The organism is Novosphingobium sp. NPDC080210 (assembly GCF_050281025.1).
GTDB lineage: Bacteria > Pseudomonadota > Alphaproteobacteria > Sphingomonadales > Sphingomonadaceae > Novosphingobium.
The window spans coordinates 126,647-152,177 of the sequence record NZ_JBNNWL010000001.1 but is presented as its reverse complement, the minus strand read 5'-3'; the positions used below and the strand labels follow the sequence as shown (position 1 = coordinate 152,177).

The 25,531-nt window shown below is 64.3% G+C and carries 23 protein-coding genes; 14 read left to right on the top strand and 9 right to left on the bottom strand.

Going from position 1 to position 25,531, the window contains the following annotated elements:
- Positions 1-260 precede the first annotated feature (260 nt).
- Genes ACQKOE_RS00760 through ACQKOE_RS00745 form a run of 4 tightly spaced genes read left to right on the top strand, consistent with a single transcriptional unit; the run spans position 261 to position 3,778 of the window.
- A complete protein-coding gene (locus ACQKOE_RS00760; RefSeq protein ID WP_427511129.1) occupies positions 261-2,117 on the top strand; it encodes a VWA domain-containing protein in 1,857 nt (618 codons plus the stop codon).
- A 5-nt stretch (positions 2,118-2,122) separates the two neighbouring features.
- Complete coding sequence (locus tag ACQKOE_RS00755; RefSeq protein ID WP_427511128.1) at positions 2,123-2,728, top strand: TadE/TadG family type IV pilus assembly protein; 606 nt, start codon at positions 2,123-2,125, stop codon at positions 2,726-2,728.
- Positions 2,716-3,375 (top strand): TadE/TadG family type IV pilus assembly protein, encoded by a 660-nt coding sequence (locus ACQKOE_RS00750; RefSeq protein ID WP_427511127.1) that lies wholly within the window; start codon positions 2,716-2,718, stop codon positions 3,373-3,375. The genes ACQKOE_RS00755 and ACQKOE_RS00750 overlap by 13 nt, the downstream gene beginning before the upstream one ends.
- Before the next feature lie 4 nt (positions 3,376-3,379).
- Entirely contained in the window at positions 3,380-3,778 is a 399-nt protein-coding gene (locus ACQKOE_RS00745) for a hypothetical protein (protein ID WP_427511126.1), read from the top strand.
- A 10-nt stretch (positions 3,779-3,788) separates the two neighbouring features.
- On the opposite strand, the gene ACQKOE_RS00740 is transcribed toward ACQKOE_RS00745, so the two are convergent.
- Together ACQKOE_RS00740 and ACQKOE_RS00735 are read right to left on the bottom strand one after the other, a co-directional pair.
- Positions 3,789-5,999 carry a putative bifunctional diguanylate cyclase/phosphodiesterase gene (locus ACQKOE_RS00740; RefSeq protein WP_427511125.1) on the bottom strand — a complete coding sequence of 737 codons (2,211 nt, stop codon included), beginning with the start codon at positions 5,997-5,999 and terminating at the stop codon, positions 3,789-3,791.
- Between the two features lie 110 nt (positions 6,000-6,109).
- A complete protein-coding gene (locus ACQKOE_RS00735; protein ID WP_427511124.1) occupies positions 6,110-8,797 on the bottom strand; it encodes an EAL domain-containing protein in 2,688 nt (895 codons plus the stop codon).
- A gap of 189 nt (positions 8,798-8,986) precedes the next feature.
- Here ACQKOE_RS00735 and ACQKOE_RS00730 point away from each other — a divergent pair, with 189 nt between their 5' ends.
- The 5 genes from ACQKOE_RS00730 to ACQKOE_RS00710 all read left to right on the top strand — a co-directional run bounded on the left by ACQKOE_RS00730 (position 8,987) and on the right by ACQKOE_RS00710 (position 15,990).
- Positions 8,987-10,684 (top strand): PHA/PHB synthase family protein, encoded by a 1,698-nt coding sequence (locus tag ACQKOE_RS00730; protein ID WP_427511123.1) that lies wholly within the window; start codon positions 8,987-8,989, stop codon positions 10,682-10,684.
- Between the two features lie 13 nt (positions 10,685-10,697).
- Positions 10,698-11,531, top strand: coding sequence for an alpha/beta fold hydrolase (locus tag ACQKOE_RS00725; protein WP_427511122.1), 834 nt, complete (start codon positions 10,698-10,700; stop codon positions 11,529-11,531).
- Between the two features lie 116 nt (positions 11,532-11,647).
- Complete coding sequence (locus ACQKOE_RS00720; RefSeq protein ID WP_427511121.1) at positions 11,648-12,970, top strand: FAD-dependent oxidoreductase; 1,323 nt, start codon at positions 11,648-11,650, stop codon at positions 12,968-12,970.
- 155 nt (positions 12,971-13,125) lie between these two features.
- Positions 13,126-14,880, top strand: a complete 1,755-nt coding sequence (locus ACQKOE_RS00715) for an N-acyl-D-amino-acid deacylase family protein (RefSeq protein WP_427511120.1) — start codon at positions 13,126-13,128, stop codon at positions 14,878-14,880.
- A gap of 102 nt (positions 14,881-14,982) precedes the next feature.
- Positions 14,983-15,990 carry a zinc-dependent alcohol dehydrogenase family protein gene (locus tag ACQKOE_RS00710; protein ID WP_427511935.1) on the top strand — a complete coding sequence of 336 codons (1,008 nt, stop codon included), beginning with the start codon at positions 14,983-14,985 and terminating at the stop codon, positions 15,988-15,990.
- Between the two features lie 113 nt (positions 15,991-16,103).
- Here the strand turns inward: ACQKOE_RS00710 and dnaN are convergent, their stop codons facing one another.
- The 5 genes from dnaN to ACQKOE_RS00685 form a co-directional block, all read right to left on the bottom strand.
- On the bottom strand, positions 16,104-17,222 hold the full coding sequence (gene dnaN, locus ACQKOE_RS00705; protein ID WP_374589874.1) for a DNA polymerase III subunit beta: 1,119 nt from the start codon (positions 17,220-17,222) through the stop codon (positions 16,104-16,106).
- A gap of 223 nt (positions 17,223-17,445) precedes the next feature.
- A complete protein-coding gene (gene fabG, locus ACQKOE_RS00700; protein WP_427511119.1) occupies positions 17,446-18,198 on the bottom strand; it encodes a 3-oxoacyl-ACP reductase FabG in 753 nt (250 codons plus the stop codon).
- 65 nt (positions 18,199-18,263) lie between these two features.
- The gene (locus ACQKOE_RS00695) at positions 18,264-18,656 is read right to left on the bottom strand and encodes a GxxExxY protein (protein WP_427511118.1); all 393 of its coding nucleotides are present in this window, start codon (positions 18,654-18,656) and stop codon (positions 18,264-18,266) included.
- A 43-nt stretch (positions 18,657-18,699) separates the two neighbouring features.
- The gene (gene fabD, locus ACQKOE_RS00690; RefSeq protein WP_374589877.1) at positions 18,700-19,635 is read right to left on the bottom strand and encodes an ACP S-malonyltransferase; all 936 of its coding nucleotides are present in this window, start codon (positions 19,633-19,635) and stop codon (positions 18,700-18,702) included.
- Between the two features lie 30 nt (positions 19,636-19,665).
- Entirely contained in the window at positions 19,666-20,490 is an 825-nt protein-coding gene (locus tag ACQKOE_RS00685; protein WP_427511117.1) for an LD-carboxypeptidase, read from the bottom strand.
- Positions 20,491-20,542: 52 nt separating this feature from the next.
- On the opposite strand from ACQKOE_RS00685, the gene ACQKOE_RS00680 reads away from it, so the two are divergent.
- The gene (locus tag ACQKOE_RS00680) at positions 20,543-21,952 is read left to right on the top strand and encodes a glutamate ligase domain-containing protein (protein ID WP_427511116.1); all 1,410 of its coding nucleotides are present in this window, start codon (positions 20,543-20,545) and stop codon (positions 21,950-21,952) included.
- 219 nt (positions 21,953-22,171) lie between these two features.
- On the opposite strand, the gene ACQKOE_RS00675 is transcribed toward ACQKOE_RS00680, so the two are convergent.
- Positions 22,172-23,119 carry a DUF808 domain-containing protein gene (locus tag ACQKOE_RS00675; RefSeq protein WP_427511115.1) on the bottom strand — a complete coding sequence of 316 codons (948 nt, stop codon included), beginning with the start codon at positions 23,117-23,119 and terminating at the stop codon, positions 22,172-22,174.
- Positions 23,120-23,186: 67 nt separating this feature from the next.
- Complete coding sequence (locus ACQKOE_RS00670; protein WP_427511114.1) at positions 23,187-23,711, bottom strand: N-acetyltransferase family protein; 525 nt, start codon at positions 23,709-23,711, stop codon at positions 23,187-23,189.
- 244 nt (positions 23,712-23,955) lie between these two features.
- On the opposite strand from ACQKOE_RS00670, the gene rpsF reads away from it, so the two are divergent.
- From rpsF to ACQKOE_RS00650, 4 genes are all read left to right on the top strand, one after another.
- Positions 23,956-24,318, top strand: a complete 363-nt coding sequence (gene rpsF, locus ACQKOE_RS00665) for a 30S ribosomal protein S6 (RefSeq protein WP_374590080.1) — start codon at positions 23,956-23,958, stop codon at positions 24,316-24,318.
- A 3-nt stretch (positions 24,319-24,321) separates the two neighbouring features.
- Entirely contained in the window at positions 24,322-24,546 is a 225-nt protein-coding gene (gene rpsR / locus ACQKOE_RS00660; protein WP_374590082.1) for a 30S ribosomal protein S18, read from the top strand.
- 13 nt (positions 24,547-24,559) lie between these two features.
- Complete coding sequence (rplI, locus tag ACQKOE_RS00655) at positions 24,560-25,159, top strand: 50S ribosomal protein L9 (protein ID WP_374590084.1); 600 nt, start codon at positions 24,560-24,562, stop codon at positions 25,157-25,159.
- Positions 25,160-25,227: 68 nt separating this feature from the next.
- Positions 25,228-25,503, top strand: coding sequence for a hypothetical protein (locus ACQKOE_RS00650; protein ID WP_427511113.1), 276 nt, complete (start codon positions 25,228-25,230; stop codon positions 25,501-25,503).
- Positions 25,504-25,531: the final 28 nt, after the last annotated feature.

Here is a 25,531-nt window from a genome sequence, read left to right as displayed (position 1 = left end):
GTTAGCAGCGGATTGCCAAACTGTCAGCCTGTGATTCAGGCTGCGCCAGATCGGAACGCGCACCAGGCTTGCCCCTGGCCGCCAATCAACCTTATCCACCTGACAAAATTGGCAATTATGCGTTATTTGCTAATGACTTGGTAAGAGGTTGATCCCTAGCGCTGTCCCGCATTCAGTCCAGCAGCGCTAGCGAAAACTCTATGTTCCTTATCAAGCCTTGGTTACGCCCGCTGTTGCTGGACCGGTCCGGCAACGTTGCGTTGATCAGCGCCGCCTCGCTGGTTCCGATCCTTGCCATGATCGGCGGGGGGCTGGATATGAGCCGCGCTTACATGGCAAAAACCCAGCTTCAATCGGCGTGCGATGCCGGAACTCTGGCCGGAAGGCGCGCCATGGGCAAATCCGGCGTCTTTGAAACGAACGAACGCGCCATCGCGCGGCGCATGTTCGATGCGAACTTCGACGCAGCCACGGTCAGTGCAAGCCGCATCGTCTTCGAAACCGACAGCAACGATCAGGGGCAGGTGACGGGAACCGCCAGCGCCCAGGTGCCCACTGTGGTCATGCACATGTTCAACAAGGACAGCATGGCCATCACGGCCGACTGCATGGCCGAATTGCAGGTGTCCAACACCGATGTGATGTTCGTGCTGGATACGACCGGATCGATGTCGGGCTCCCGGATCGCCGGCCTGCGCGAAGCGGTCAAAGGCTTTCACCGCACGATGAACCAGGCAGTCACGTCGGACACGACCCGAGTGCGATACGGCTTCGTACCCTATTCCATGACAGTGAACGCCAGCGCGCTTCTATCCCATCCGGATACGCCGATGCCGGTCGAGTTTTTCCGGGATAGCGCGCCCTATGAATCGCGCGAGGCCTTGTTCAACACACCGGTTTACGTTGGTACGACCGTCACGACGGGAACGGTTGACGAAACCTATCCGTCAAGGATCAGTTCGGCCAACTGCAACCGTTACGGGGCAAACACCTTTCCGTCCTCGTCTGGATCGAACCCGGAAATCAGCGGCAGCGCCCCGGGCAAGGTCACCCGCAAGACCTACGCCTTCAAGTCATGGACCGGTTCCGGAACCACCCGCACCTGTACGCGGACCGTGACGACTGCGGAAACGACTTATGTGACCAAATTCGCCTTTTCGAACTGGCGCTACAAGCAGGTCATGCTCGACACATCGGCGTTCAAGACCCGCGCCAGCGTGCCGGTCGGGACCAGCGTCACGATGCCGAGCAGCGCTGTCGTTCCGGCCAGCGAGAACTTCACCTATGCCGACGAGGCCGGATATTACGACATGGTTGCCATGGCCAAGCAGAACGGGGCCCTGCTGCACAATGTCGGGGTGACCAACACGGTCTGGGATGGCTGCATCGAGGAGCGCGACACTGTCGATGCCGCAAACTGGAATCCGGTTCCGGGCGGAGCTTTCGACCTCGACCTGATCAGCGCACCCGATTCCGAAGCGACACGCTGGCGCCCGCAGTGGGAGCGGCTGACCTATCGCCGCTCAAACCAGCAGCACATGGATTCCACGTCCAATCTGTCCAATGCGAACCGCGCCTGCCCTTCGCCGATGCGGCTGTTCAGCGAAGTCGAACTCACGGGCAATCCCGCCGATGTGCCCGCCTGGCTGGAAAACTACCTCGCCGCCCTGGTCGCAACGGGCAACACATACCACGATATCGGCATGATCTGGGGCGGACGTCTGGCCAGCCCGCGCGGGATCTTTGCCGAGAACGTCAACCAGGACAACAAGCCGGTCAGCCGGCACCTGATCTTCATGTCGGACGGCCAGATGGAACCCAATATCGGCGGCTATAACGCCTATGGGATCGAGGCCCTGTCCAACCGGGTCGCCCCGCTGAACAGCGATACCACTACCGTTACCGCGCGGCACATCGCGCGGTTCAGGGCAGCGTGCGAAGCGGTGAAGGCAGAAGGGATCACTGTCTGGGTCGTGGCCTTTGGAACCACGCTGACCAACGACATGAAGGCCTGCTCCAGCGATGGCCGCGCCTTTTACGCCAGCGACACGGCCGCATTGCAGCAGCAGTTCAGCTATATCGCCTCGCAGGTTGCCAATCTGCGGCTGGGTCAATAGCTGCCATGGCTCGCTTGACCCAAGGCACCGGGCGGCGATTGGCAAGGGACGAATGCGGCGTCACGGCCGTGGAATTCGCCCTGATCGCGCCGGTCTTTTTCCTGTTGCTGATGGGCACTTTCAACCTTGGCCAGGCGGTCTACCTGCAAGGCGTCTTCCACGGTGCGGTGCAGGACGCCGGGCGCGACGCCGGACTCGAAGCTGCGGCATCCAACCTCGCCGCGATCGACAACCTGGTGATTGCGCGGGTGAAAGGCATTGCGCCGGACGGAGCGATCATCTCGTCCCGCAAGAACTACGCCACCTTCAACGATGTCGGTACGCCCGAAGACTTCGAGGACGCGAACAACAATGGCGCCTACGATGACAACGAATGTTTCACCGACGTCAACGGCAATGACTCCTGGGACCAGGACCGCGCCATCGGTGGCCTTGGCGGGGCCGATGACGTCGTCGTTTACACGGCGGACCTGACCTACAGATGGCTGATACCGATGGGCGGGTTCATCGGCTGGGCGGATACCAATACGGTCAGTGCCTCAACCGTGCTGCGCAACCAGCCGTTCGGCAGCCAGGCCGCGCGACCGGAGAAGCAGATATGCCCCGCGTGATCGGGCGGCTCCCCGCTCTGCTTGACCGGCTCCGCCGCGAGGATAGCGGCGTAGCGCTGATCGAGTTCGCCTATACGGTACCGCTTTTCCTCCTGCTGCTGGGCAGCGGGGTAGAACTGACCAACTTCGCAACAACCCATATGCGGGTCAGCCAGGTCGCGGTTTCCCTTGCCGACAATGCGTCACGCGCGAAACAGAGCGTCGTTTCGGGCATTCCGCGCATTCGCGAAGCAGACGTCAATGAAGTGTTCGCTGCCACCGTGCTGCAAACCACCGGCCTCGATATTGCCGAACGCGGCAGGATCATCCTCTCCAGCGTCGAAGCGAACGCGCAAGGCGGGCAGTGGATCCATTGGCAGCGCTGCTTTGGCGGGGACGATTATCCATCAAGCTTTGGCAAGGAAGGCGACGGTGCGGACGGCACCGGCCTCGCCGCCATCGGTCCAGCCGGACGGCAAGTTGCGGCGGAACCCGGTTCGGCCATCATGTTCGTAGAAGTGGTCTACGATTACCGCCCGCTGATGTTCGGCGATTCCCTGATCAATACGCAGATCCGCAAGACAGCCGCCATGTACGTCCGCGACAACCGCGACCTCTCCGCGATCTACAACCCCTCCCCTGCTGTCACTCCCAGCCGGTGCGGGTAAGACGATGAAGCCGAGCCATCTTGTCCTTGCGCTTTTCGGCCTGCTCTTCCTTGTCGACATTCTGGTCGGTGAGGACAGCGGCATTCTGAGCAAGGTTCAGGAAAATGCGCAGCAACAGGCCGTGACCGGAACCCAGGCCAGCGCCGTGGCCGAACCGCCTGCGAAAAAGTCAGGTTCGACCGGCTCGAACCAATGGGCCTTTGGCGACGACAGCCTGACGCCGGAAGAACCGGCACCGATCAATCCCGACACGCCTGAAGACCTGGCTGCTGCAACGCCGGCGACCGCCGTCGCTGCCCAGCCTCAGGCCGGCTCGCCCGAATTCCCCCGCATCCCGCTGCCCAGGCCGCAGCTTACGGTGGCCGGGCCGAAGGTCTATTATCCCTCAGCCCCCGGGGGTTAGGCTCGGCCGATCAGGCTACCTTGGTCCTCACCTTGCTGGTTTCGATCTGGCCAAAGCGCGGGATGCTGAGCGGCATGCCCGGCTGCGGCGGATATTGGCCCGCACCGGCCACCGGCTGCGGCGCGGCGACCTGGGCCAGGATATAGGGCGAAACGCGGTGCCGGGTGCACAGGCCGCCTGCCCCGTCGTCCACGAGCTGCTGTTCGAATTCCAGACCCTGCGTGGCCCCGGCCGAGCGCCGGACCACGGCCACCGCCAGCTGACCATCGCCGAAATCCACCACGAACGGCGTGCCGACCGGAACGTCGACCAGGCCTTCGACCAGGCACCCGGTGCGCGAAAGGTTGCGCATCATCGCTTCATAGCGGTGATCCTCGTGGATCAGGCCGACCTTGCGCAGCACGGTGCGGCGTTCGGGCCGGTACTTGCTGGGGCCTTCCGGTTCGATCACCCAGGTTCCGCTGAGCATGGCCGCGCTCACCTCGTCGGGCGGGACCGCACATGCATAGATAAAGCCCTGGATCTGCTTCACGCCCAGCGCGCGCATGGCGTGCAGCTCGTCCTGCGCCTCGATCCCTTCGGCGGTCGTATCCATCTTCAGGGCATCGGCCAGGCTGACAATCGAGGCGATGATCGCGGAATTGCGGCTTTCGGGGCGGGTCACGCCGCGAATGAAGCTCTTGTCGATCTTGATCTTGTCGAACGGCGCGTGCTGCAAATAACTGAGCGAGGAATAGCCGGTCCCGAAGTCGTCGAGCGCGAGCCGCACGCCCAGCAGCTTCAGCTGCGCGAACATGTCCGACGTGGCATTTTCATCGCCCAGGAAGACCGACTCGGTCAGTTCCAGTTCCAGCCGTTCGGGCTGCAGGCCGGAATGGGCCAGCGCCTGGGCGACGACCGCGGCAAAGCCCGCATTGCCGAACTGCGATGCCGATACGTTGACCGCCACCCGCACGCCGCCCGGCCAGCCCGCCGCTTCGGCGCAGGCGCGCTTGAGCACCCAATCGCCCAGCGCGCCGATCAGGTTGGCTTCCTCGGCAATCGGAATGAACACCCCCGGCGAGATTTCGCCCAGTTCGGGATGAGTCCAGCGCGCCAGGGCCTCCAGCGACACCACCTTGTTGCTCTTGGTATCGATGATCGGCTGATAGACCACGTGCATCTGGTCATGCGCCAGGGCATCGCGCAGCTCTTCCTCGATCTGGCGGCGGCGCTCCGCTTCGGAATGGAGTTCGCTGGAATAGAACCGGAACTGGCCGCGCCCGCCGCCCTTCGAGGCATAGAGCGCCAAGTCGGCCGAACGGATCAGCTCTTCGGAATTGATCCCGTCGTAAGGGGCAATCGCAATCCCGACCGAGGCACCGATGACGCAGCGGCTGCCTTCGATCTGATAGGGCTGGCTGATCATGGTGATGATCGTCCGGGCGATTTCGCCCAGCCGGCCCCGGTCGTCGAGATCGGGAATCATGATCTGGAATTCGTCGCCGCCCAGCCGCCCGATCTCGCAGCCCGGTTCGGTGACGATGCGTTGCAGGCGCCCGGCCACCTGCTTGAGCAATTCATCGCCCGCAGGATGGCCCAGGGTATCGTTGACCGCCTTGAACCGGTCGAGGTCCATCATCATCACCGCGCAGCTGCGCTTTGACTTCTGGTAAGCCGTCAGCGTCGCGCTGAGCCGCTTGCCCATGCGGTGACGGTTGGCCAGCCCGGTCAGGGAATCGTACTGCGCCAGGCGCGAGGCATCGCGCTGGCTCTGCCGGGTCGCCGTAACGTCGTTGCCGTTGCCGCGATATCCGGTGAATTCCCCCGCCTCGTCCGCCTGGGGACGGCCCGAGATCGACCACCACATCTCTTTCCCGTCGATCGCGGCGCGCACCTGAAGGTCGGAAAAGGTCTTTCGCGTCGAAAGCAGCAGCGGCAGGGTCCGCTCGACCGGGTCGTCCTCATCGCGTTCCAGGATGAACATGCTTTGCAGCGGCTGACCGATGATCGCGCTGCGCTCCTGCCCCAGCAGCTTTGCCACGCAATCCGAGATGTAGGTAATCCGCCCTTCGCGGTCGCTGGCCCAGAACCAGCCGAGGCCCGATGCTTCATAGTCCTGCAACAGCAGGACAGCTTCGTGCAGTTCCTGTCCGGTCAGGTCAACGCGCGGCGCTGCCTGCTTGCTTGCCCCGGAACCCCGCAGATTCCGAATGCGTTCAAGGACCGAACCAACCGACATTTCCAGAAAAGACCTCTCACCTCAGAGAATTGAAAAAACCGAGTGTCCCTCGCGGATTAGCGGCGCGAGGTTTCGAATTGCATAATGTGAATCAAGTTCCGACTTGTTGATCAAACGGCAGCGTCCTGCTCCCATATTTCGCGCTTGGCCGGTGGGCGGTCCGCGCCGTGGCCCCAGATGAGGGCAACGCGGCCCATCGAGTCCACTGCCAGCGGCTGCGCGAACTCCATTCCCATCCGGTCGTCCTGGCACCAGCGGGTCGTCGCCCGCAGCTGGTGCCCATCACCCATGGCGATGGTGAAGCCCGTACCCGGCGGCACGTTCCACAGCCCTTCGACCATGGCGCCGGTCGCCGAAATGTTGCGGATCGTCCCGCTGTAGGTTCTGCTGCCATGGACCAGATCGACTTTGCGCAGAACCGAGTGGCGCACCGCGCGCGAGGTTCGCGGGCCGGTTGCCGCGGCGGTCGGCCCGGTCTGCAAGCGCGCGGTCGCGGTCTCGCGGTCCAGCGGCTGGTCATAGATATGGCCCTGGACGTGGCTGCAACCGAGCGAGCGGACCAGGTCCAGCTCGTCCAGGGTTTCCACGCCTTCCGCCGTGGTTTCCATGCCCAGGGCCTCGGCCAGGCTGACGATCGAGGAAATGATCGCGCCGTTGCGGCTGCCATCCACCGTTGCCCCGCGCACGAAGGACTGGTCGATCTTGATCTTGTCGAACGGGGCCTTCTTCAGATAGCCGAGCGCCGAATAGCCGGTGCCGAAATCGTCCAGCGCCAGCCGCACCCCGACCCGCTTGAGCGCGGCAAAGACCGCTTCGATCCCCTCGTCATCGTTCAGGAAGACGCTTTCGGTGATTTCCAGCTCAAGCCGCGCCGGATTGACCTGTGCCGCGGCCAGGGCCTGGGTGATGATCGCCGGGAGCGACGGATTGGCGAATTGCAGGGGCGAGACATTGACCGCCACGCGCACCGGCTCGGGCCATTGCGCCAGGTCCGCGCAGGCCGTGCGCAGCGCCCACTCCCCGATCTGTGCGATCAGGCCGGAATCTTCCGCTACCGGAATGAATTTCGAGGGCGGCAGCCAGCCCCGGGTGGGGTGGTTCCAGCGCAGCAGGGCTTCGAACCCGGTGATCCGTTCGGTCACGGTGTGCACCACGGGCTGGTAATAGAGTTCAAAGCCGCCACTGATCAGGGCATCGCGCAGGTCCTGTTCCAGCTGGCGGCGCTCTTCGGCGTCGCTGTGCAGGTCGGCGGCATAGAAATGATGACGCCCGCGCCCGCTGTCCTTGGCCGCATAAAGCGCAAGGTCGGCATTGCGGATGATCGCTTCGGAAGTCAGCCCATCGTCCGGCGACAGCGCGATGCCGATCGAGGCGCCGATGACGATGCGATGGTTTTCGACCGAATAGGGTTCCGACAGCTCGGCAATGATCCGCTGCGCCAGCGCGGCCAGTTCCTCGCGGCAATGATAGCCCGGCAGAATGACCTGGAACTCGTCCCCGCCCAGCCGGCCGACGCGGCCATACTGGTCGACCGCATTTTCCAGCCGCTCTGCCACCTGGGTCAGCAGGTTGTCCCCCGCCGGATGCCCCATGGTATCGTTGACCTGCTTGAAGCGGTCGAGGTCCAGCAGGAAGACCGCGCAGGTCCGCCCCTCGCTGTTGGGCGAGGTCAGGATCTGTTCCAGCGTGCGGGCCATCTGGACGCGGTTGGCCAGGCCCGTCAGCGAATCGTAATGGGCCAGGCGCGACACCTGCTCTTCCGAGCGCAGCTTTTCGGTCAGGTCGTTGCCCGATCCGCGAAAGCCCAGGTAATTGCCCGAACTGTCATAGATCGGCCGCCCGCTGACCGACCACCAGCGTTCCTCGCTCCGGCTGGCGGCGCGCAGCGTCAGGTCCAGGAACGGCGAACGCGCGGTCAGGTGAAAGGCCAGCGACCGCTCGCCATCCAGGCCCTGCTCGGTCGGATCGAACAGTTCGGTCAGGGGCCGCCCCAGCAGCCGGCCCTGCGGCATGCGCAGGACTTCGCCAATGGTCGGCGAGACATAGACCAGCAGGCCGCGCCGGTCGGTTTCCCAGAACCAGCCCTGCCCGGTCTGTTCATAGTCGCTGAGGATTTCCTCGGCCCGCAGCTGGTTGTGTTCGCGCTGCCGCTGCCGCCGCGCGTCGCGCTCGTCGGCGTGGGCCTGGCGGATCGCGGTGATCAGGCCGATGGCCGCCCCGATGGTCAGGCCGAACCAGATCCCCCGGTTGCCCGCGATCAGGGCAACGCCCGTCCACAGGGCAACATGGGCGGTAATGATGCTGTGGGCGCGGCGCTTCAGGATGATGCTGGCCATGGCCCCGATCATGACCAGGGTGCCTACCGCGTCGCGCCAGTGCGCCTGGGTGGCATCGGTCCACAGCGCGACGGACAGGCCGATCAGGAACATCGGCAGGGCGGTCAGGAACGCGCTGACAGTATTGTGCCAGGTGGCGGATAGGTTCCGTCCCCGCTCGAACCGGATCAGCCAGGGGGTCGAGGCCGCGATGAGCAGCGCCGTCACCCAGCCAAGCACGGCATAGAAGTGCGGCAGGGTCATGGTGGCGATGCCATTGGTCAGTGCCGCCGCCCCTATGATCGGTGCCATCAGCACCCAGTTGGGTTCGATCAGGTTGGGACGGATCGGCTGGACCGGCACGCGGCGCAGCGGCAGGGGACGCGCGCCGGGAAGGCGTTTCTCCAGCCGCGGGCCGTCCGCTGGCAGGGCCGCAGCGCCATCGCCAGGCGCATCGACGCGCTGCGCTTGTGCGCCTCCCATGACGCGGGACAAATTGGCTGAGGCTGCGACCATCCTTACCCGCATGTCAGGAAGCGCTTGATAAACCGTTAAATTAAGCTTTTCGCCTGACCCACATGGAGTGATTTTCGTTAACCGATCGCGCCGCTTGAAATGCTCCGAAGTGAAGGGCATCATGCCAGGCATAAACATAGGTTCGGGGGGACGAGGATGGCCAGGCACGGCACCACGCTTGAGAACGAAGCGGCCCAGTCAACCACGGCGCTGGGGCCGCTGGTCGGTCTGGCGCGAGAGGACTTTGTCGGGGCGGTGGCCCTGCTGCTGCGCGAAACGGCCAGCGATCCGGGGCGCACGTTCAAGCATATGCAGGGCCTGGGCGAGGACGTGGTCAAGATCCTGTCCGGCAAGTCGGACCTGGCCCCCGATCCCAAGGACAAGCGCTTCATGGACCCGGCCTGGCGCTTCAACCCCTTCTTCCGCGCCGGTGCGCAATATTACCTCGCCGTCCAGAAGGGCATGAAGAAATGGCTGGAGGACCTGGAACTGGACGAGCTGGAGCGTGACCGGGCCAACTTCATTTCCAACATCATCATCGACGGCCTGGCGCCGACCAACACCCTGGCCGGCAATCCATCGGCGCAGAAGCGGGTGATCGACAGCGGCGGGCTGAGCCTGATCAAGGGGCTGAAGAACGCCTACAACGACCTGGTCCACAACGGCGGCATGGTCAGCCAGGTCGATAAAAAGCCCTTCAAGCTGGGCGAGAATGTCGCCACGTCGAAAGGCGCGGTCGTTTACCGCGATGCCATGTTCGAACTGATCCACTACGCCCCGACCACGGACGAAGTGCACGCGATCCCGCAGCTGACGATCCCGCCGCAGATCAACAAGATGTACATCAACGACCTTTCGCCAGAGAAGTCGGTGGTGAAGTGGCAGGTCGACAACGGCATCCAGTGCTTCGTCATCTCGTGGAAGAACCCCACGAAAGAGGAAGGCGTCTGGGGCATGGACGAATACATCGCCTCGTGCATGAAGGCGGTGGACATCGTCTGCGAGATTACCGGCGCGCCCAAGGTCAATATTTCCTCGGCCTGCTCGGGCGGGCAGACCGGCGCGATCCTGGCCAGCAAGATGGCCGCTGCCGGGGACAAGCGGCTGGGCGCGCTGACCTATATGGTCACGGTCCTGCATCCCAAGCAGAACGATATCGAGGCCGGCTCGCTGATGACCGAAAACGGCCTGCAACTGGCCAAGCAGCGTGCGGCCAGGGCCGGGATCATCAAGGGCGACGACCTGGCGCGCGGCTTTGCCTGGCTGCGCCCGAACGACCTGATCTGGAACTATGTCATCAACAATTACCTGATGGGCGACGATCCCCCGGCCTTCGACGTGCTGTTCTGGAACGCGGACGCCACCAACCTGTCGGCCAGCCTGATGGGGGATTTCCTCCACCTGTTCGAAACCCTGGCCTTTACCCGCAAGGGCGAGGTCGAGATGGCCGGGCACAAGATCGACCTGAGCAAGGTCAAAAGCGACCTGTTCATCCTGGGCGGAACGACCGATCACATCACTCCGTGGCGCGCCTGTTACCGCTCTACCCAGCTGTTCGGATCGAAAGACGTCACTTTCGTGCTCAGCCAGTCGGGCCACATGCAGGCGATCCTCAACCCGCCGGGCAATCCCAAGGCGAAGTACTACGTCTCGAAAAAGGGTGGACAGCCGCCCGCCGATGTTGACGCATGGCTCAAGGGAGCAGAGGAACAGGCAGGAAGCTGGTGGCCGTTCTGGATGGAATGGCTGCAAAAGAGGTCGGGAGGAAAAGTGCCGGCACCGCAGGCCCTGGGCAGCAAGCAGCACCCGCCGATGGAACCGGCTCCGGGCCTCTACGTTCTCGAACAGTCCTGAGGAATTGCCGAAAGTGAGCCTTGATCTGACCGCCGAATTCTCGATGGAAACCGTCGGCGGCCGGACGCTGCGCGTCGCGCGGTGGCGCTGGAACGAGCCGAGCGAGCACTTGCCGATCCTGTTCTTCAACGGCATCGGCGCGAATATCGAGGCCGTGGCCCCGCTGGCCGAGGCCCTGACCGAGCGGCCCTTCATCATGTTCGACATGCCCGGCATCGGCGGCAGCCCGGAGCCGGTCGTCCCCTACAATCCCTTCACCATGAGCTGGACCGCAAAGGAGCTGCTCAAGCGCTTCGATGTCGAACAGGTCGACGTGATGGGCATTTCCTGGGGCGGCGCCATGGCGCAGCACTTTACCCTGCAACACGGCAACATGGTCCGCCGTCTGGCCCTGGCCGCGACCAGCACGGGCATGATCATGATTCCGGGCAAGCCTGCCGCCCTGACCAAGATGGCCAACCCGCGCCGCTATGTCGACGCGGCCTTCATGGAAGAGCATTTCCGCACGCTTTACGGCGGGCTGACCGGGGGCAAGAACGAACATATCAGCCGCCTCACCCCGCCCACGCCGCGCGGTTACATGTATCAGCTGCTGTGCATGCTGGGCTGGACCAGCGTGCCGGCCCTGCCCTTCCTGAAAAAGGACGTGCTGATCATGATGGGGGACGAGGACCAGATCGTGCCCCTGATCAACGGCAAGATGCTGGAAGCCCTGATCCCGCACAGCCGCCTGGAAATATTCGAACAGGGCGGCCACCTGTTCATGCTGACTCACCGCGAGCAGACCATATCCTGCCTGCGCGGCTTCCTCGACGGGCCCGACCGGCCAGAGCGCAAGGCGGCCTGATCCGTGGGGCGCATCCTTCGACAAGCTCAGGATGAGCGTCGCCGGGGTTCCAACGGACATTTCATTCCGCTCAGGCTGAGCCTGTCGAAGCCCCATCGATAAGGAACAAGGCAAAAATGCGCCACATCGCGATCATCGGTTCGGGTCCCGCAGGGTATTACACGGCCGAGGCCGCGCAGAAGCAATGGGGCGATGATGTCCGGGTCGACGTGTTCGACATGCTGCCGGTCCCCTATGGCCTGATCCGCACCGGGGTCGCGCCGGACCACCAGTCGATCAAGGGCGTGTCCAAGCGCTATGAGGCGACCGCCCTGTCCGACAATGTCCGCTTCGTCGGCAATGTCATGATCGGCAAGGACGTGTCGGTGGCCGAATTGCAGCAGCTGTACGACGCCGTAGTCATTGCCACGGGCGCACCGCACGACCGCAAGATGGACCTGCCGGGCGAGGATCTGGGCAACGTCTTCGGCAGCGCGGCCTTTGTGGGCTGGTACAACGGCCACCCCATGTTCGCCAATCTCGATCCGGACCTGTCGGGCGATACGGCGGTGGTGATCGGCATGGGCAACGTAGCCCTGGACGTCACCCGCATTCTCTCCAAGTCGCGCGCGGAATTCGCTGGCAGCGACATTGTCGCCCACGCGCTCGACATTCTCGACACGTCGAAGCTGAAGCGCATCGTCGTGCTGGGCCGGCGCGGGCCGCACCAGATCATGATGACGCCCAAGGAGCTGGGCGAGCTGTCGCACCTCACCCGCGCCGCGCCCCGCGTCGATCCGGTCGACCTGCCCGAAGAGGGCGAGGATGCCTTGCTGGAACCCGGCCTGCGCAAGTCGGTCACGCATCTGCGCTCCTTCGCGGCGATCCCGGAAAGCCACTATGCCGACTATCCGATCGAGATCGAGTTCGACTTCTTCGCCAGCCCGCGCGCGCTGATCGGCAGTGCGGGCAAGGTCGAGGCGGTGGAAGTGGAGCGGACCAAGGTAGAGGCAGGCCGCGCCGTGGGCACGGGCGAGGTCTATACGATCCCGGCCAGCATGGTGGTCTGCTGCATCGGCTATCGCTCCTCGCCCATTCCCGACGTTCCGTTCGATGAGCGCGCGGGCCGCTTTGCCAACGACGAAGGCCGCATCCTGCCCGGCCTCTACTGCGTCGGCTGGGCGCGGCGCGGCCCTTCGGGCACCATCGGCACCAACCGCCCGGACGGGTTCAGCGTGGTCGAAAAGATTGCCGAGGACATGGCCGCGGGCGCGCTGGGCCATGGCGGCAAGCAAGGCCGCCCCGGCTTTGACGCCCTGGCCGAAAGGCGCGGGCTGGACGTGGTAACGTTCCGCGACTGGAAAAAGATCGAAGCCCAGGAAGAAGCCCGCGCCCGCGAAGGCGCCCCGCGCGAAAAGTTCGTCGACGTCGCCGACATGATCGAGGCGCGCAAAGGCTGACCAAAAGATCCTCCCCGTTTTCGCGCAGCGCAAATGGGGAGGAACTTAGCGCAGCTGACTGCGGCATTCGCCCTTGCCCCCTCCCCCAAGCCATGATTTAATCGCCCAGTTAAAGCGCCACCCAGCGAGAGTCGGCGCATTCGGAGAGTGATGCCATGGCTACCTATGATCTGATTATCCGGGGCGGCACGATTGTCGACGGCACGGGCGCACCGCGCTTTACTGGCGATGTCGGGATCAAGGACGGCCTGATCGCCGCCGTGGGCAAGGTCCACGGCGATGCGGCCCAGGAAATCGACGCGGGCGGCAAGGTCGTCGCGCCGGGCTGGGTTGACGTGCACACCCATTACGACGGCCAGGCCACCTGGGACCAGGAAATGGCCCCCAGCAGCTGGCACGGCGTCACCACGGTCATCATGGGCAATTGCGGCGTCGGCTTTGCCCCTGCCGCGCCAGACCGGCACGAATGGCTGATCCGCCTGATGGAGGGGGTTGAGGATATTCCCGGTACGGCCCTGGCCGAAGGGATGAAGTGGGACTGGGAAACCTTCCCCGAATACCTCGACGCGCTGGAGCGCCTGCCGCGCACGGTCGATGTCGGCACCCACGTTCCGCACGGCGCCGTGCGCGCCTATGTGCTGGGTGACCGCGAGCGGCCCGGCGCCGTTCCCACTGCTGATGACATCCAGAAGATGGCCGACATCGTCGAGGACGGCGTGCGCGCCGGAGCCCTGGGCTTTTCGACCAGCCGCACGGTCCTGCACCGCTCCATCGACGGTGAGCTCGTCCCGGGCACGACCGCGACCGAAGAAGAGCTGATCGCGATTGGCCGCGCCATGGGCAAGGTCGGGTATGGCGTGTTTGAACTCGCCAGCGACATGCGCCGCGAATGGAACGAATTTGGCTGGATGGGCCAGATCAGCCGCGAAACCGGGCTGCCGGTGACCTTCGCCGCGCTGCAATCCATCGCCAAGGAACAGCCGCTGAGCGAGCAAATCGACTGCATGCGGGCCGAGAACGACAACGGCGCCAACATCGTCGCCGCCATTGCCCTGCGCGGCAACGGGATCATCATGGCCTGGCAGGGCACGGTCCACCCGTTTCGCCTGCGTCCGTCATGGCAGGCCATTGCCGAACTGCCGTGGGACCAGCAGCGCGCGAAGCTGCTCGATCCGGCCTTCAAGGCGCAGCTCCTGTCCGAAGAATGCGATTACAGCCAGGTTCCAGAAGACCTGATCGGCATTTCCAGGGTCGTGGCCGCCGGCTGGGCCATGCAGTTCGAAATGGACCCGGACTTCAATTACGAGCCCCAGGCCGATGAAAGCATCGCCGCCCGCGCCGCCGCTGCGGGGGTTTCGGGCGACGAATATGCCTATGACCTGCTCTGCCGCGACGATGGCAGGGGCTTCATCTACCTGCCGATCCTGAACTATGCCGATGGCAACCTGGACTTCCTGGAGGCCCTGCAAGCCAGCGACGACACGGTGAATTCGCTGTCCGATGGCGGCGCGCACTGCGGCACGATCTGCGATGCGGCCAGCCCCACCTTCATGCTTCAGCACTGGGTGCGTGATCGCAAGCGCGGCGGCCGGATTAGCCTGGAAACCGCAGTAAAGCGCCAATGCTATGACACCGCGCGGCTCTATGGCCTGAACGATCGCGGCGTGCTGGCGCCGGGCTACATCGCCGACCTCAACATCATCGACCTTGACCGGATCAAGCTGGGCAAGCCGTGGCTGGCCTTTGACCTCCCGGCGGGCGGCAAGCGCCTGCTGCAAAAGGCAGAGGGATACGATTGCACGATCAAGAACGGCGTCGTGACCTTCAGGAACGGCGATTGGACCGGCGCCACCCCCGGCGGCCTGATCCGTGGCCCGCAGCAAGTCGAACTGCGCGAAGCGGCTGAGTAACCCGCCTTCGACAGGCTCAGGCTGAGCGGTGCTTTCTGCCGCTCGTGCTGAGCCTGTCGAAGCACTGCTTTTACGTCCTTTGTTGCGAGGATTCCCATGACCATTGCCGCTGTCCGCGTGGGTTCGCCCGCCAGCCTGGATACCCTGCTGCCCGCCACCGCACCGGACCCGGGCCAGCCCGGACCGGGCGAGATCCGCGTCAAGCTGCAGGCCAGTTCGCTCAACTATCACGATTTCGCCGTGGTCTGCGGCATGATCCCGGCAGAGGCCGGGCGCATTCCCATGTCCGACGGCGCGGGGATCGTCGAAGCGGTGGGCGACGGCGTGACCGAGTTCAAACCGGGCGATCTAGTTGCCTCGATCTTCTTTCCCGACTGGATCGACGGCGCCCCGCCCGCATCCGCCTTTACCCGCGTACCGGGTGACGGGATCGACGGCTATGCGCGCGAAGCGGTCGTCACTCCGGCCCATTGGTTCACCCACGTGCCCAAGGGCTACAACGCCGCAGAAGCAGCCACGCTGACCTGCGCGGGCCTGACCGCATGGCGCGCGCTGTTCGTGGACGGGACGGTCCAGCCGGGACAGACCGTGCTGGTCCAGGGCACCGGCGGCGTTTCCGTATTCGCGCTGCAATTCGCCAAGGCGGCAGGCGCGCGCGTGATCGCGACCTCGTCCAGCGATGCCAAGCTGGAACGGATGAAGGCGCTCGGCGCGGACGAGCTGATCAATTACAAGGAAACCCCCGCCTGGGGGATGAAGGCAATGGAGCTGACCGGCGGCACTGGAGTTGACTGCGTCGTCGAAATCGGTGGTTCCGGCACGCTTGACCAGTCGATGCTGGCCACCCGCGTTGGCGGTCACGTGGCGCTGATCGGCGTGCTGGCGGGCTTTGCCGGGCCAGTCCAGACCGCCCTGCTGATGGCCAAGAACCTGCGTGTCCAGGGCCTCACCGTTGGGAGCCGCAAGCAGCAGCTCGACATGATCAAGGGCATCGACAGCAACGGGATCAAGCCGGTCATTTCGGACCACTTCCCGCTGGCGAACCTGGCCGATGCTTTCCGCCACCAGGCTGCCAATGCCCACTTCGGGAAGATTGCCGTCGATATCTGAACGGCTGGCCAGTCTGGAAACACAAGACCCCGGAGGTTGCCCTCCGGGGTCTCGTTTTGTGTGCCATCGCTGGTGAAGCCCTAGCCCGGACCAAGCCCGGGCGGCCGCGCAGTTCAGACGCGCATCGGCATCAGGACATAGAGCGCCGGGCTCTTGTCGTCCTGGCGGATCAGAGTGGGCGCACCGGCGTCGGCCAGATGCAGTTCCACCGTGTCGCCATCGATCTGGCCCAGGATGTCCTTCAGGTAATTGGCGTTGAAACCGATCTCGAAGCCCTGCGAGGTATAGCTGGCGGGGACTTCTTCAGCAGCCGTGCCGTTGTCCGGCGAAGTGACCGACAGGGTCACGCGGTCATTTTCGAGCGCCATCTTCACCGCGCGGGTCTTTTCCGTGGCGATCGTGGCCACGCGGTCCACGCCCTGCCAGAAGCTCTTGGGATCAAGCTTGAGCAGCTTGTCGTTCCCGGTCGGGATCACGCGGCTGTAATCGGGGAACGTGCCGTCGATCAGCTTGCTGGTCAGGACCACGCCATTTTCGCCGCCCAGTGTAAAGCGGATCTTGCTGGCCGAAAGGTCGATCAGGACATTGGTGTCCAGCGCTTCTTCCAGCAGCTTGCGCAGTTCGGCCACGCATTTGCGCGGCACGATCACGTCGGGCATCCCCTCGGCCCCGTCCGGGCGGGCAATGGTATAGCGCGCCAGGCGATGGCCATCGGTGGCGGCGGCGCGCAGTTCCTCGTCCGTAACGTGGAGGAAAATGCCGTTCAGGTAATAGCGGGTTTCCTCGGTGCTGATCGCAAAGCGGGTGCGGTCGATCAGCTGGGCCAGCGTGGTTGCGGGCAGTTCGAAGCTGGTCGGCAGGTCGCCTTCGACAATCACCGGGAAATCGTCACGCGGCAGGGTCGGCAGGCTGAAGCGGCTGCGCCCGGCCTTCACCGTCATGCGGTTGTCCGCCGTTTCCAGGCTGACCTGGCTGCCATCGGGCAGTTTGCGGGCAATATCGAACAGCAGGTGCGCCGAAACGGTGATCGCGCCGGGGCTTTCGACCGCGACCGCGCCCAGGCTTTCCACGACCTGCAAGTCAAGGTCGGTCGCCATGACCCGCACCGTGCCATCGCCCGCTGCTTCGATCAGCACGTTCGACAGGATCGGAATGGTGTTGCGCCGCTCGACGACGGACTGGACGTGCGACAGGCACTTCAGGAGCGTCGCGCGTTCGATAGTGGCCTTCATGGTACGATCGTATCCCCCTAGGGCGCGCAAAGGGGAATCGCCCCCGCGCGCCTTGGTTTGCGGTCGTTATTCCTTAACGATGCACCGCACGGCGGCAAGTTTTACGCGCGGATTTGCCGGGGAAACTGGGGATAATTCCGGAGTTGGCGTCTCGCATCCGCCTTCGACAGGCTCAGGCTGAGCGGAGGTGGACTTCACCCCCGCCCTGTCCCTGGTGCAACAGTCACGAAATCATCGCCATGCCGCCGTTCACGTGCAGCGTCTGGCCGGTGACGTAACCGGCTTCCTTGCTGGCCAGATAGGCCACCGCCGCGCCGATATCCTCGCCCTCGCCCATGCGGCCCATCGGGATGCGGGCGTTGAGCGCGTCCTTTTGCGCATCGGGCAGAACGTCGGTCATCGCGGTGCGGATGAAGCCGGGGGCGACGCAGTTCACGGTAATGCCCCGGCTGGCGACTTCCTGGCCCAGGCTCTTGGACATGCCGACCAGGCCCGCCTTGGCCGCGGCATAGTTGGCCTGGCCCGGATTGCCGGTCGCGCCGACGACGCTGGTGATGGTGATGATGCGGCCAAAGCGCGCCTTCATCATCGGCTTCAGCGAAGCGCGCATCAGGCGGAAGGCGGCTTCCAGGTTTACGCGGATCACCGCATCCCATTCCTCGTCCTTCATCCGCATGGCCAGATTGTCGCGCGTGATCCCGGCGTTGTTCACCAGGATATCGATCTTGCCCAGGGTATCGACCGTGGCGGGAACCAGATGCTCAACCTGTTCGGCGTTCGACAGGTCGCAGGTGATCTCGACATGGTCATGGCCATAGGTGTCGTTCAGTTCCTCGCGGAACGCGCGCAGCTTTTGCGGATTGGTCCCCGAAAGCGCCAACCGCGCCCCCTGCCGCGCCAGGGCATGGCTGATCGCCGAACCAATCCCCCCAGCCGCGCCGGTAACGAGGGCGGTCATGCCAGTAAGGTCGAACATGCGGTTTTCCATAAAAGCTCCGGTATCAGATTGGTTCACGCAAAGGCGCAAAGGACGCAAAGGGGTCAGCGAATGGGTCGATGGTTGTTTGCCAAGCGCCGAATGCCCTCTTTCATAGTCTCTCCAGAAAAATTCAAAAGCAGCCCCAGCGGCTGCTTCAACAATCGCAAATAGGTCAGCAACTGTTTCGCGTGGGTGCCCGTCAATCGCTCAACGGACTTCACCTCTATCACCAGCGCTCCTTCAACCAGGATGTCGACCTTGTAGGCACCCGAAAAGGACATCCCGTCATAAACGATATCGACCGGCTTCTGCCGGTCGACCCGATATCCTTTGCGCTCCAGGGCTGCAGCCAGAACCGTTTCATAAACCCCTTCAAACAGTCCCGGTCCGAACTCTCGATGGATGCGAATAGCCTCGTCCACGACGTCTGCGCTTATCGCATCCACATCAACCATACGCGACCCCTTTGCGCCCTTCGCGCCTTTGCGCGAACCAGTATCAAAGCGCCGCCAAAAGCGCCTCGATATCGGCCATGCCCACCACGCTGGTCACGGAAACGTCGGTCACGCTGCGGCCGATCATCGGGCCGAGCACCTTGCCGCCCAGTTCGACGAAGCTGTCAACGCCCGCGTCCTTCATCGCGATCACGCTTTCGCGCCAGCGGACGCGGCCGCAGACCTGTTCGACCAGCAGGCGCTGGACGTCAGCCGGTTCGCTGGCGACGGCGGCGGTCACGTTGGCGAAGAGCGGCACGCTGAGCGCGCCCGGCGGGGTCTTGGCCAGGGCCTCGGCCATGGCGTCGGCAGCGGGCTGCATCAGCGGGCAATGGAACGGCGCGGAAACCGGCAGGAGGACGCCGCGCTTGATCTCGAAATCCTTGACCATGGCCACGGCGCGCTCGATGGCGGCCTTGTGGCCGGAGAGGACGACCTGGGTCGGGTCGTTGTCATTGGCGACGGTGCAAACTTCGCCCTCTGCCGCTGCATCGGCCAGCGCCTGGGCCTTGGCCACGTCGGCCCCCAGCAGCGCGCACATGGCGCCCACGCCAACCGGAACCGCCGCCTGCATCGCCTGTCCGCGCAGCTTGAGCAGGCGGGCCGTATCGGCCAGCGAAAAGGCTCCGGCAGCACACAGCGCGGTATATTCGCCCAGGCTGTGGCCCGCGACATAGTCGGCCTTCTGGGCCAGCGTGATCCCGCCTTCCTTTTCCAGCACGCGCAGCACGGCGATGGCATTGGCCATGATCGCGGGCTGAGCGTTCTCGGTCAGGGTCAGGGCGTCTTCCGGCCCTTCGGCCATGATCGCGGAAAGCTTTTGCCCCAGGGCGTCGTCCACTTCCTGGAACACTTCGCGCGCGGCGGCGCTGGCCTGGGCCAGTTCCACGCCCATGCCGACCTTCTGGCTACCCTGGCCGGGGAAAACGAAAGCTTTCATACCATAACTCCGATCAATCCTTGCCGCCGCCTATTGTCTGGCAAAGGCGCGGGCAAGCCCGAAGGGCACAATTGTGTTGTCGATATCGTGGCCGATGTCGGCGCGGCCTAGGTAGGGGATCGAATGCCGCCCGCACCAGAACCGCGCGATTTCTTCTGCCGACTGGCCGAAATCCACCTCGTTCACCGGCACGTCGCTGACCCGGCCCAGCCGCAGTCCGGCAACGCCCCCCAGATGCGCGGTGACGTGGAAAAACAGGCGGTCGAAGGCATAGTCGTACTCGCCCACTTCCTCGACCAGCACGACATGGCCGGCCAGCCCCGGCATCAGCGGAGTGCCGCAGAGCATGGCCAGCGTCATCAGGTTGAAGGCCACGACCGGGCGGTGATCCAGCCCCGGCTCCAGCCCGGCGCTTTCTCCAGCCATGAAGCCCAGCACCCGGCGAATGGCCGCCTCGCCCCCGCTGCGCCGCAGGTCGACCGGCATCGGCGCATGGACCGGACGGCCAATCCCCTGCCGGTAAAGCCCGCCAAGCAGATAGCCGCCATCGGAATAGCCAAGGTAAGCCTTGTCCTGCGCCGCGTGGTCGAGCCGCGCCAGCGCGTCCTCGGCCATGCGGTTCGAGCCGTAGCCGCCGCGCGCGAACCACACCGCGTCGAAGGCGGGGTCGTTCGCGCATTCCACGAATGCATCCTGCCGCTGCCGGTCCGTGCCGGCGAAATGGCCGTGTTCGTAATAGCATTGCGGGTGGAAATGCAGGTCGATTCCGGGGAACCGGGCGGCAATGTCGCTGACGCGCGCCGCATCGTCGTGGGTGATCGGACGCGAAGGCGCGCAAATGGCTATCCGGGTCATGGCCCTTCCTAACCCGGTTGCGCTGGCAGGCAAGGGCGCATACCGGAGAAGCATGAGCGACCTTACTTCCCACCCCTGGTTCTTCTGCGGCATTGGCGGATCGGGCATGTTGCCCCTCGCCTTGATCCTGAAAGGCGCCGGCGCGCAGGTTGCCGGATCGGACCGCAGCCGCGACCAGGGCCGCACCCCGGAAAAGTTCGCCTGGCTGGAAAGCCTGGGCTTCACCCTGTTCCCGCAGGACGGCAGCGGCATCACTTCGGCCGGGCAGACCCTGATCGCTTCGGCGGCGGTGGAGGACACCGTGCCCGAAATGGTCCGCGCGCGCGAACTTGGCTGCCCGCGCATGAGCCGCGCCGAATTGCTGGCGACCCTGTTCAACAAGGCCCCGGAAAGCATCGCCATCGGCGGCACCAGCGGCAAGAGCACGGTCACCGGCATGACCGGCTGGATCATGGACCAGGCGGGCCGCGATCCGACGATCATGAACGGCGCGGTGATGAAGAACTACGCCACCTCCGATGCTCCCTTTGCCAGCGCGCGGGTGGGCAGCGGCGGCGTGTTCGTCTCGGAAGTGGATGAAAGCGACGGCTCTATCGCGCTCTACCAGCCCGGGGTCGCGGTGCTGCTCAACGTCAGCCTCGATCACAAGTCGATGGATGAGCTGCGCCAGCTGTTCGGCGATTTCCTGCGGGTTTGCGATACGGCGGTGGTCAATCTGGACGATCACGAGGCGGGCCTGCTGCTGCCGGTCTATACGCCGTCGATCACCTATGCGGTGCACAATCCCGGCGCGCAGATCGGCGTGGTCGAAGGCAGCATTGTTGAAGGACCCTTCGCGATTGCGGCTACCCTGATCGACCGGCGCGATGCCTCTCACCACGAACTGAAGCTGAAGGTGCCGGGGCTGCACAACCTGTCCAACGCGCTGGCCGCCATTGCCGCCGCCAGTGCGGTTGGCGTTTCGGTCGGCGATGCCGTGGCGGCCCTGGGCAGCTATGCGGGCCTCGCGCGGCGGTTCGACGTGATCGGGACCAGCCCGGGCGGCGTGACCGTGATCGACGATTTCGGCCACAACCCGGAAAAGTGCGCCGCCACGCTGACCACGCTGAAAAGCCAGCCGGGCCGCGTGATCGCCTTCTTCCAGCCGCATGGCTATGGCCCGCTGCGCCAGATGGGGCACGAACTGGCCGAGACTTTCGCGCGGCTGCTCGGACCGGAGGACGTGACGATCCTGTGCGATCCGGTCTATTTCGGCGGCACGGTGGACCGCAGCGAAGGGAGCGAACGGATCGTGGGCCTGATCAAGCAGGCTGGCGGCAAGGCGGAATATATCCCTGACCGCAAGGCCTGTGCCGACCGCATCGCAGCCCTCGCCCGCCCCGGCGACCGCGTGGTCGTGATGGGCGCGCGAGACGACACGCTGACGCAATTTGCGCGGGACCTGCTGGCGCGGCTGGCTTAGCGGTCCTGCAAGCTTCCGGGGACACGCAACTCGTCATTGCGAGCGGAGCGAAGCAATCCAGGGCGGTTTGGGCGGCCCTGGATTGCTTCGCTCCGCTCGCAATGACGAGTGTGGGGATTAAGACGCGTCTAGAATTACCCCTCCGCTCAGGCTGAGCCTGTCGAAGCCGTGTTGGCCAAAGACACCCTTCGACAAGCTCAGGGTGAGCGGCGCAAAAGCTCAATGCGCCTTGCCCCGCGCCTTCTGCAGGCCGTGCAGGATCATCGCGACGATCCCGCCCAGCACCAGGCCGACAATGGCCGAAAGCACGGCATAGGTCAGCCAGCCCAGGACGCCGCCCAGCGCGCCAGTGCTGACTTCCACCGCGTGCTGCACCGCATGGGCGGCATCGGACGGGCCGTGCACGCCCAGTTCGTGGAAGCCATGGATGATGATCCCGCCGCCGACCCACAGCATCGCCGCCGTGCCGACCACCGAAAGCACCGCCAGCAGGCGCGGCATGGCGTGGAGCAGGCCCGCGCCCAGCTTTTTCTCGAAAGCGCTGTCGCGGTGCTTGACCAGGTGCAGGCCGATATCGTCCATCTTCACGATCAGCGCGACCACGCCGTAAACCGCAATGGTGATCACGATCCCGACCACCGCCAGGATGATCGCGCGGCTGAGCAGCGGTTCGCCCGCCACTTCGGCCAGGGCAATCGCCATGATTTCAGCCGAGAGGATCAGGTCGGTGCGGATCGCCCCGCTGGTGCGTTCTTTCTCGAATGCCTCAGGATCGGTGATCGCGTCTTCCAGCGTCTCGCCGTGCTTTTCGCCGCCCAGCTTTTCCAGCACCTTTTCCGCGCCTTCGAAGCATAGGAACAGGCCGCCCGCCATCAGCAGCGGAGTGACGGCCCAGGGCAGGAACTGGCTGAGGATCAACGCGGCGGGAAGCAGGATCAGCAGCTTGTTCTTCAAGCTGCCAATCGCGATCTTCCTGATGATCGGCAGTTCCCGGTCGGGGGTGAATTCGGTGACATAGGAGGGCGTGACCGCCGCATCGTCGATCACCACGCCCGCCGCTTTCGTCCCGGCCTTGGTTGCGGCAACGCCGACATCGTCGATCGTGGCCGCCGCCGCCTTGGCGATCACGGAAATGTCGTCAAGCAGCGCGACTAGGCCGGTGGGCATGGATCGGGAACTCCTGAAGGGGACTTCCCGATCCTGTGCGGCACTTGGCCCGGCAGTGCAAGTGCCCTTAGCGCAGCAACTTTTCCAGCATGATCAGCGTGGCATCGCCTTCCACGGCGTGCGGAGTGAAGCCCTTTTCGCGCTCCAGTTCGATCGCGGCATGGTTCTCACGGTCTTCCAGCGACATCACGCGGCGCAGGCCCCGTTCGCGTCCGGCTGCCGCCAGAACGTCCAGCAGAGCCCAGCCCACGCCCTGGCCGCGCCAGTTCTTGCACACCGACACGGCGATTTCGCCCGTATCCATCGCCGCGTCGCAGGCCAGCAAGGCATGGCCGACCACGGCGCCGGCATCGTCAAAGGCGATGAAGCTTTCGGTGCCCTTGTGATCGACCTCGACCATCGGGGCGAGCTGTTCATGCGTCAGGTGCTTGTGCGCGGTCAGAAAGCGGAAGCGGCGGTCCTCGTCGCTGACGCGGTCGAAAAATTCCGCCAGCAGCGCTTCGTCTTCGGGCGTAACCGGGCGGACCGAAATCACCTTGCCCGAACGGGTCGGAATCTGCTGAACCTGGGGAGCATTGTTATCGGCGCTCATCACGGCCTCCTTGTTGCGTTGCGGCATCTGTTAGCAGTTGCAGCATGGGCTTCATTGACCTTGCGCAAACACTTAGACCAAGGTTGCGCTGACCGCACCCCTTTTTCCCTTGCATTCCGCCGCAAACTGGCTAAGGCCCGCCCCTTCTTCCGGGCAGACCGGCGGAAACTTGAAGAAAGCCGGAGGGGCCCCGCAATCCCGCGGATCAGCCAGCGATCGGTTAGAATGATGGAAGGAAGCTGCCGTGGCTCTTTATGAGCACGTGTTCCTGGCACGCCAGGACCTCAGCCAAGCGCAAGTCGATGCGCTCGCTGCCGCCGCCACCGAGATCGTTGAAGCAGGACAGGGCAAGGTCACCAAGACCGAGACCTGGGGCCTCAAGAATCTCGCTTACAAGATCAAGCGCAACCGCAAGGCGCACTTCGTGATGCTCAACATCGATGCCCCCGCTGGCGTCGTGGCCGAGTTGGAGCGCCAGACCGCCATCAACGAAGACGTGATCCGCTGGCTCACCGTCCGCGTTGACGAGCATGAAGCTGGCCCGTCGGTGCAGATGCGCAAGCAAGACCGTGAGCGCGCCAAGCGCCGCGAACGCGAGGAGTTCTAAGCAATGGCCCGCGCATTTTTCCGCCGCCGCAAGTCCTGCCCGTTCTCGGGCAAGAACGCGCCGAAGATCGATTACAAGGACACGCGTCTGCTGCAGGGCTACATGTCCGAACGCGGCAAGATCGTGCCTTCGCGCATCACCGCCGTTTCCGCCAAGAAGCAGCGCGAGCTCAGCCAGGCGATCAAGCGCGCCCGGCACGTGGGCCTGCTGCCCTACCTCGTGAAGTAAGGGGAGAATACCGATGGATATCATCCTCCTCGAACGTATCGAGAAGCTGGGCACGATCGGCGACGTCGTAACCGTCAAGGACGGCTACGCCCGCAACTACCTGCTGCCCAACAAGAAGGCGCTGCGCGCCAACGAAGCCAACCGCAAGGTCTTTGAAGCCAACCGCTCCAAGATCGAAGCTGACAACGCGGCCCGCCGCGGTGAAGCCGAAGTCCACGCCAAGGATGTCGAAGGCAAGTCGGTCGTGCTGATCCGCGCTTCGTCCAACGCTGGCCAGCTGTACGGTTCGGTTTCGGTGCGCGACATCGTTGACGCCCTGAACGCCGATGGCGCGAACCTGTCGAAGTCGATGATCGTGCTGGAACGCCCGATCAAGACCATCGGCGTGTTCGACGTGAAGGTTGCCCTGCACCCTGAAGTCGCCGTGACGGTCAAGGTCAACGTCGCCCGCTCGCCGGACGAAGCTGAACAGCAGGCTGCCGGCGTCGACGTCATCGCTGCCATGTTCGAAGACGACGCTGCCGAGGCTGCTGCCGCGGCTGGCGAATTCGAAGCTGGCAACGGCGAAGAAGTCGAAGCGCAGGCTCCGGCTTCGGACGAAGCCGAAGGCTAAGCCTTTCGCTCAAGCGATACGGATCAGGGGGTGCTTCGGCGCCCCCTTTTTCGTATCCGCCCGCCGGATTGGCAAAGCACCTGTTTTATGGCAATATTTTTGCCATGGAACCAAAGCCAGACAATCACCAGCGTGCTACTCGTGGCGGCGCCGGTGTCCTCGCTGTCACCGGTGTGATGTTGCTTGTCCATATGGGCAAGGGCGCCGATTCGCTATTCGATTTTGTCCTTCTGGGCCTTGCTGGTGCAGCCCTCATTTGGGCTTCGTTCCGCCTCGCCCGGTTCGTCCGCGATCATGGTGGAGAAATTGGCGAAGCGCGGTTCGACACCCGTAACAAGGACTGACTGCCTCCCTGCAATTGAAATGTCATGC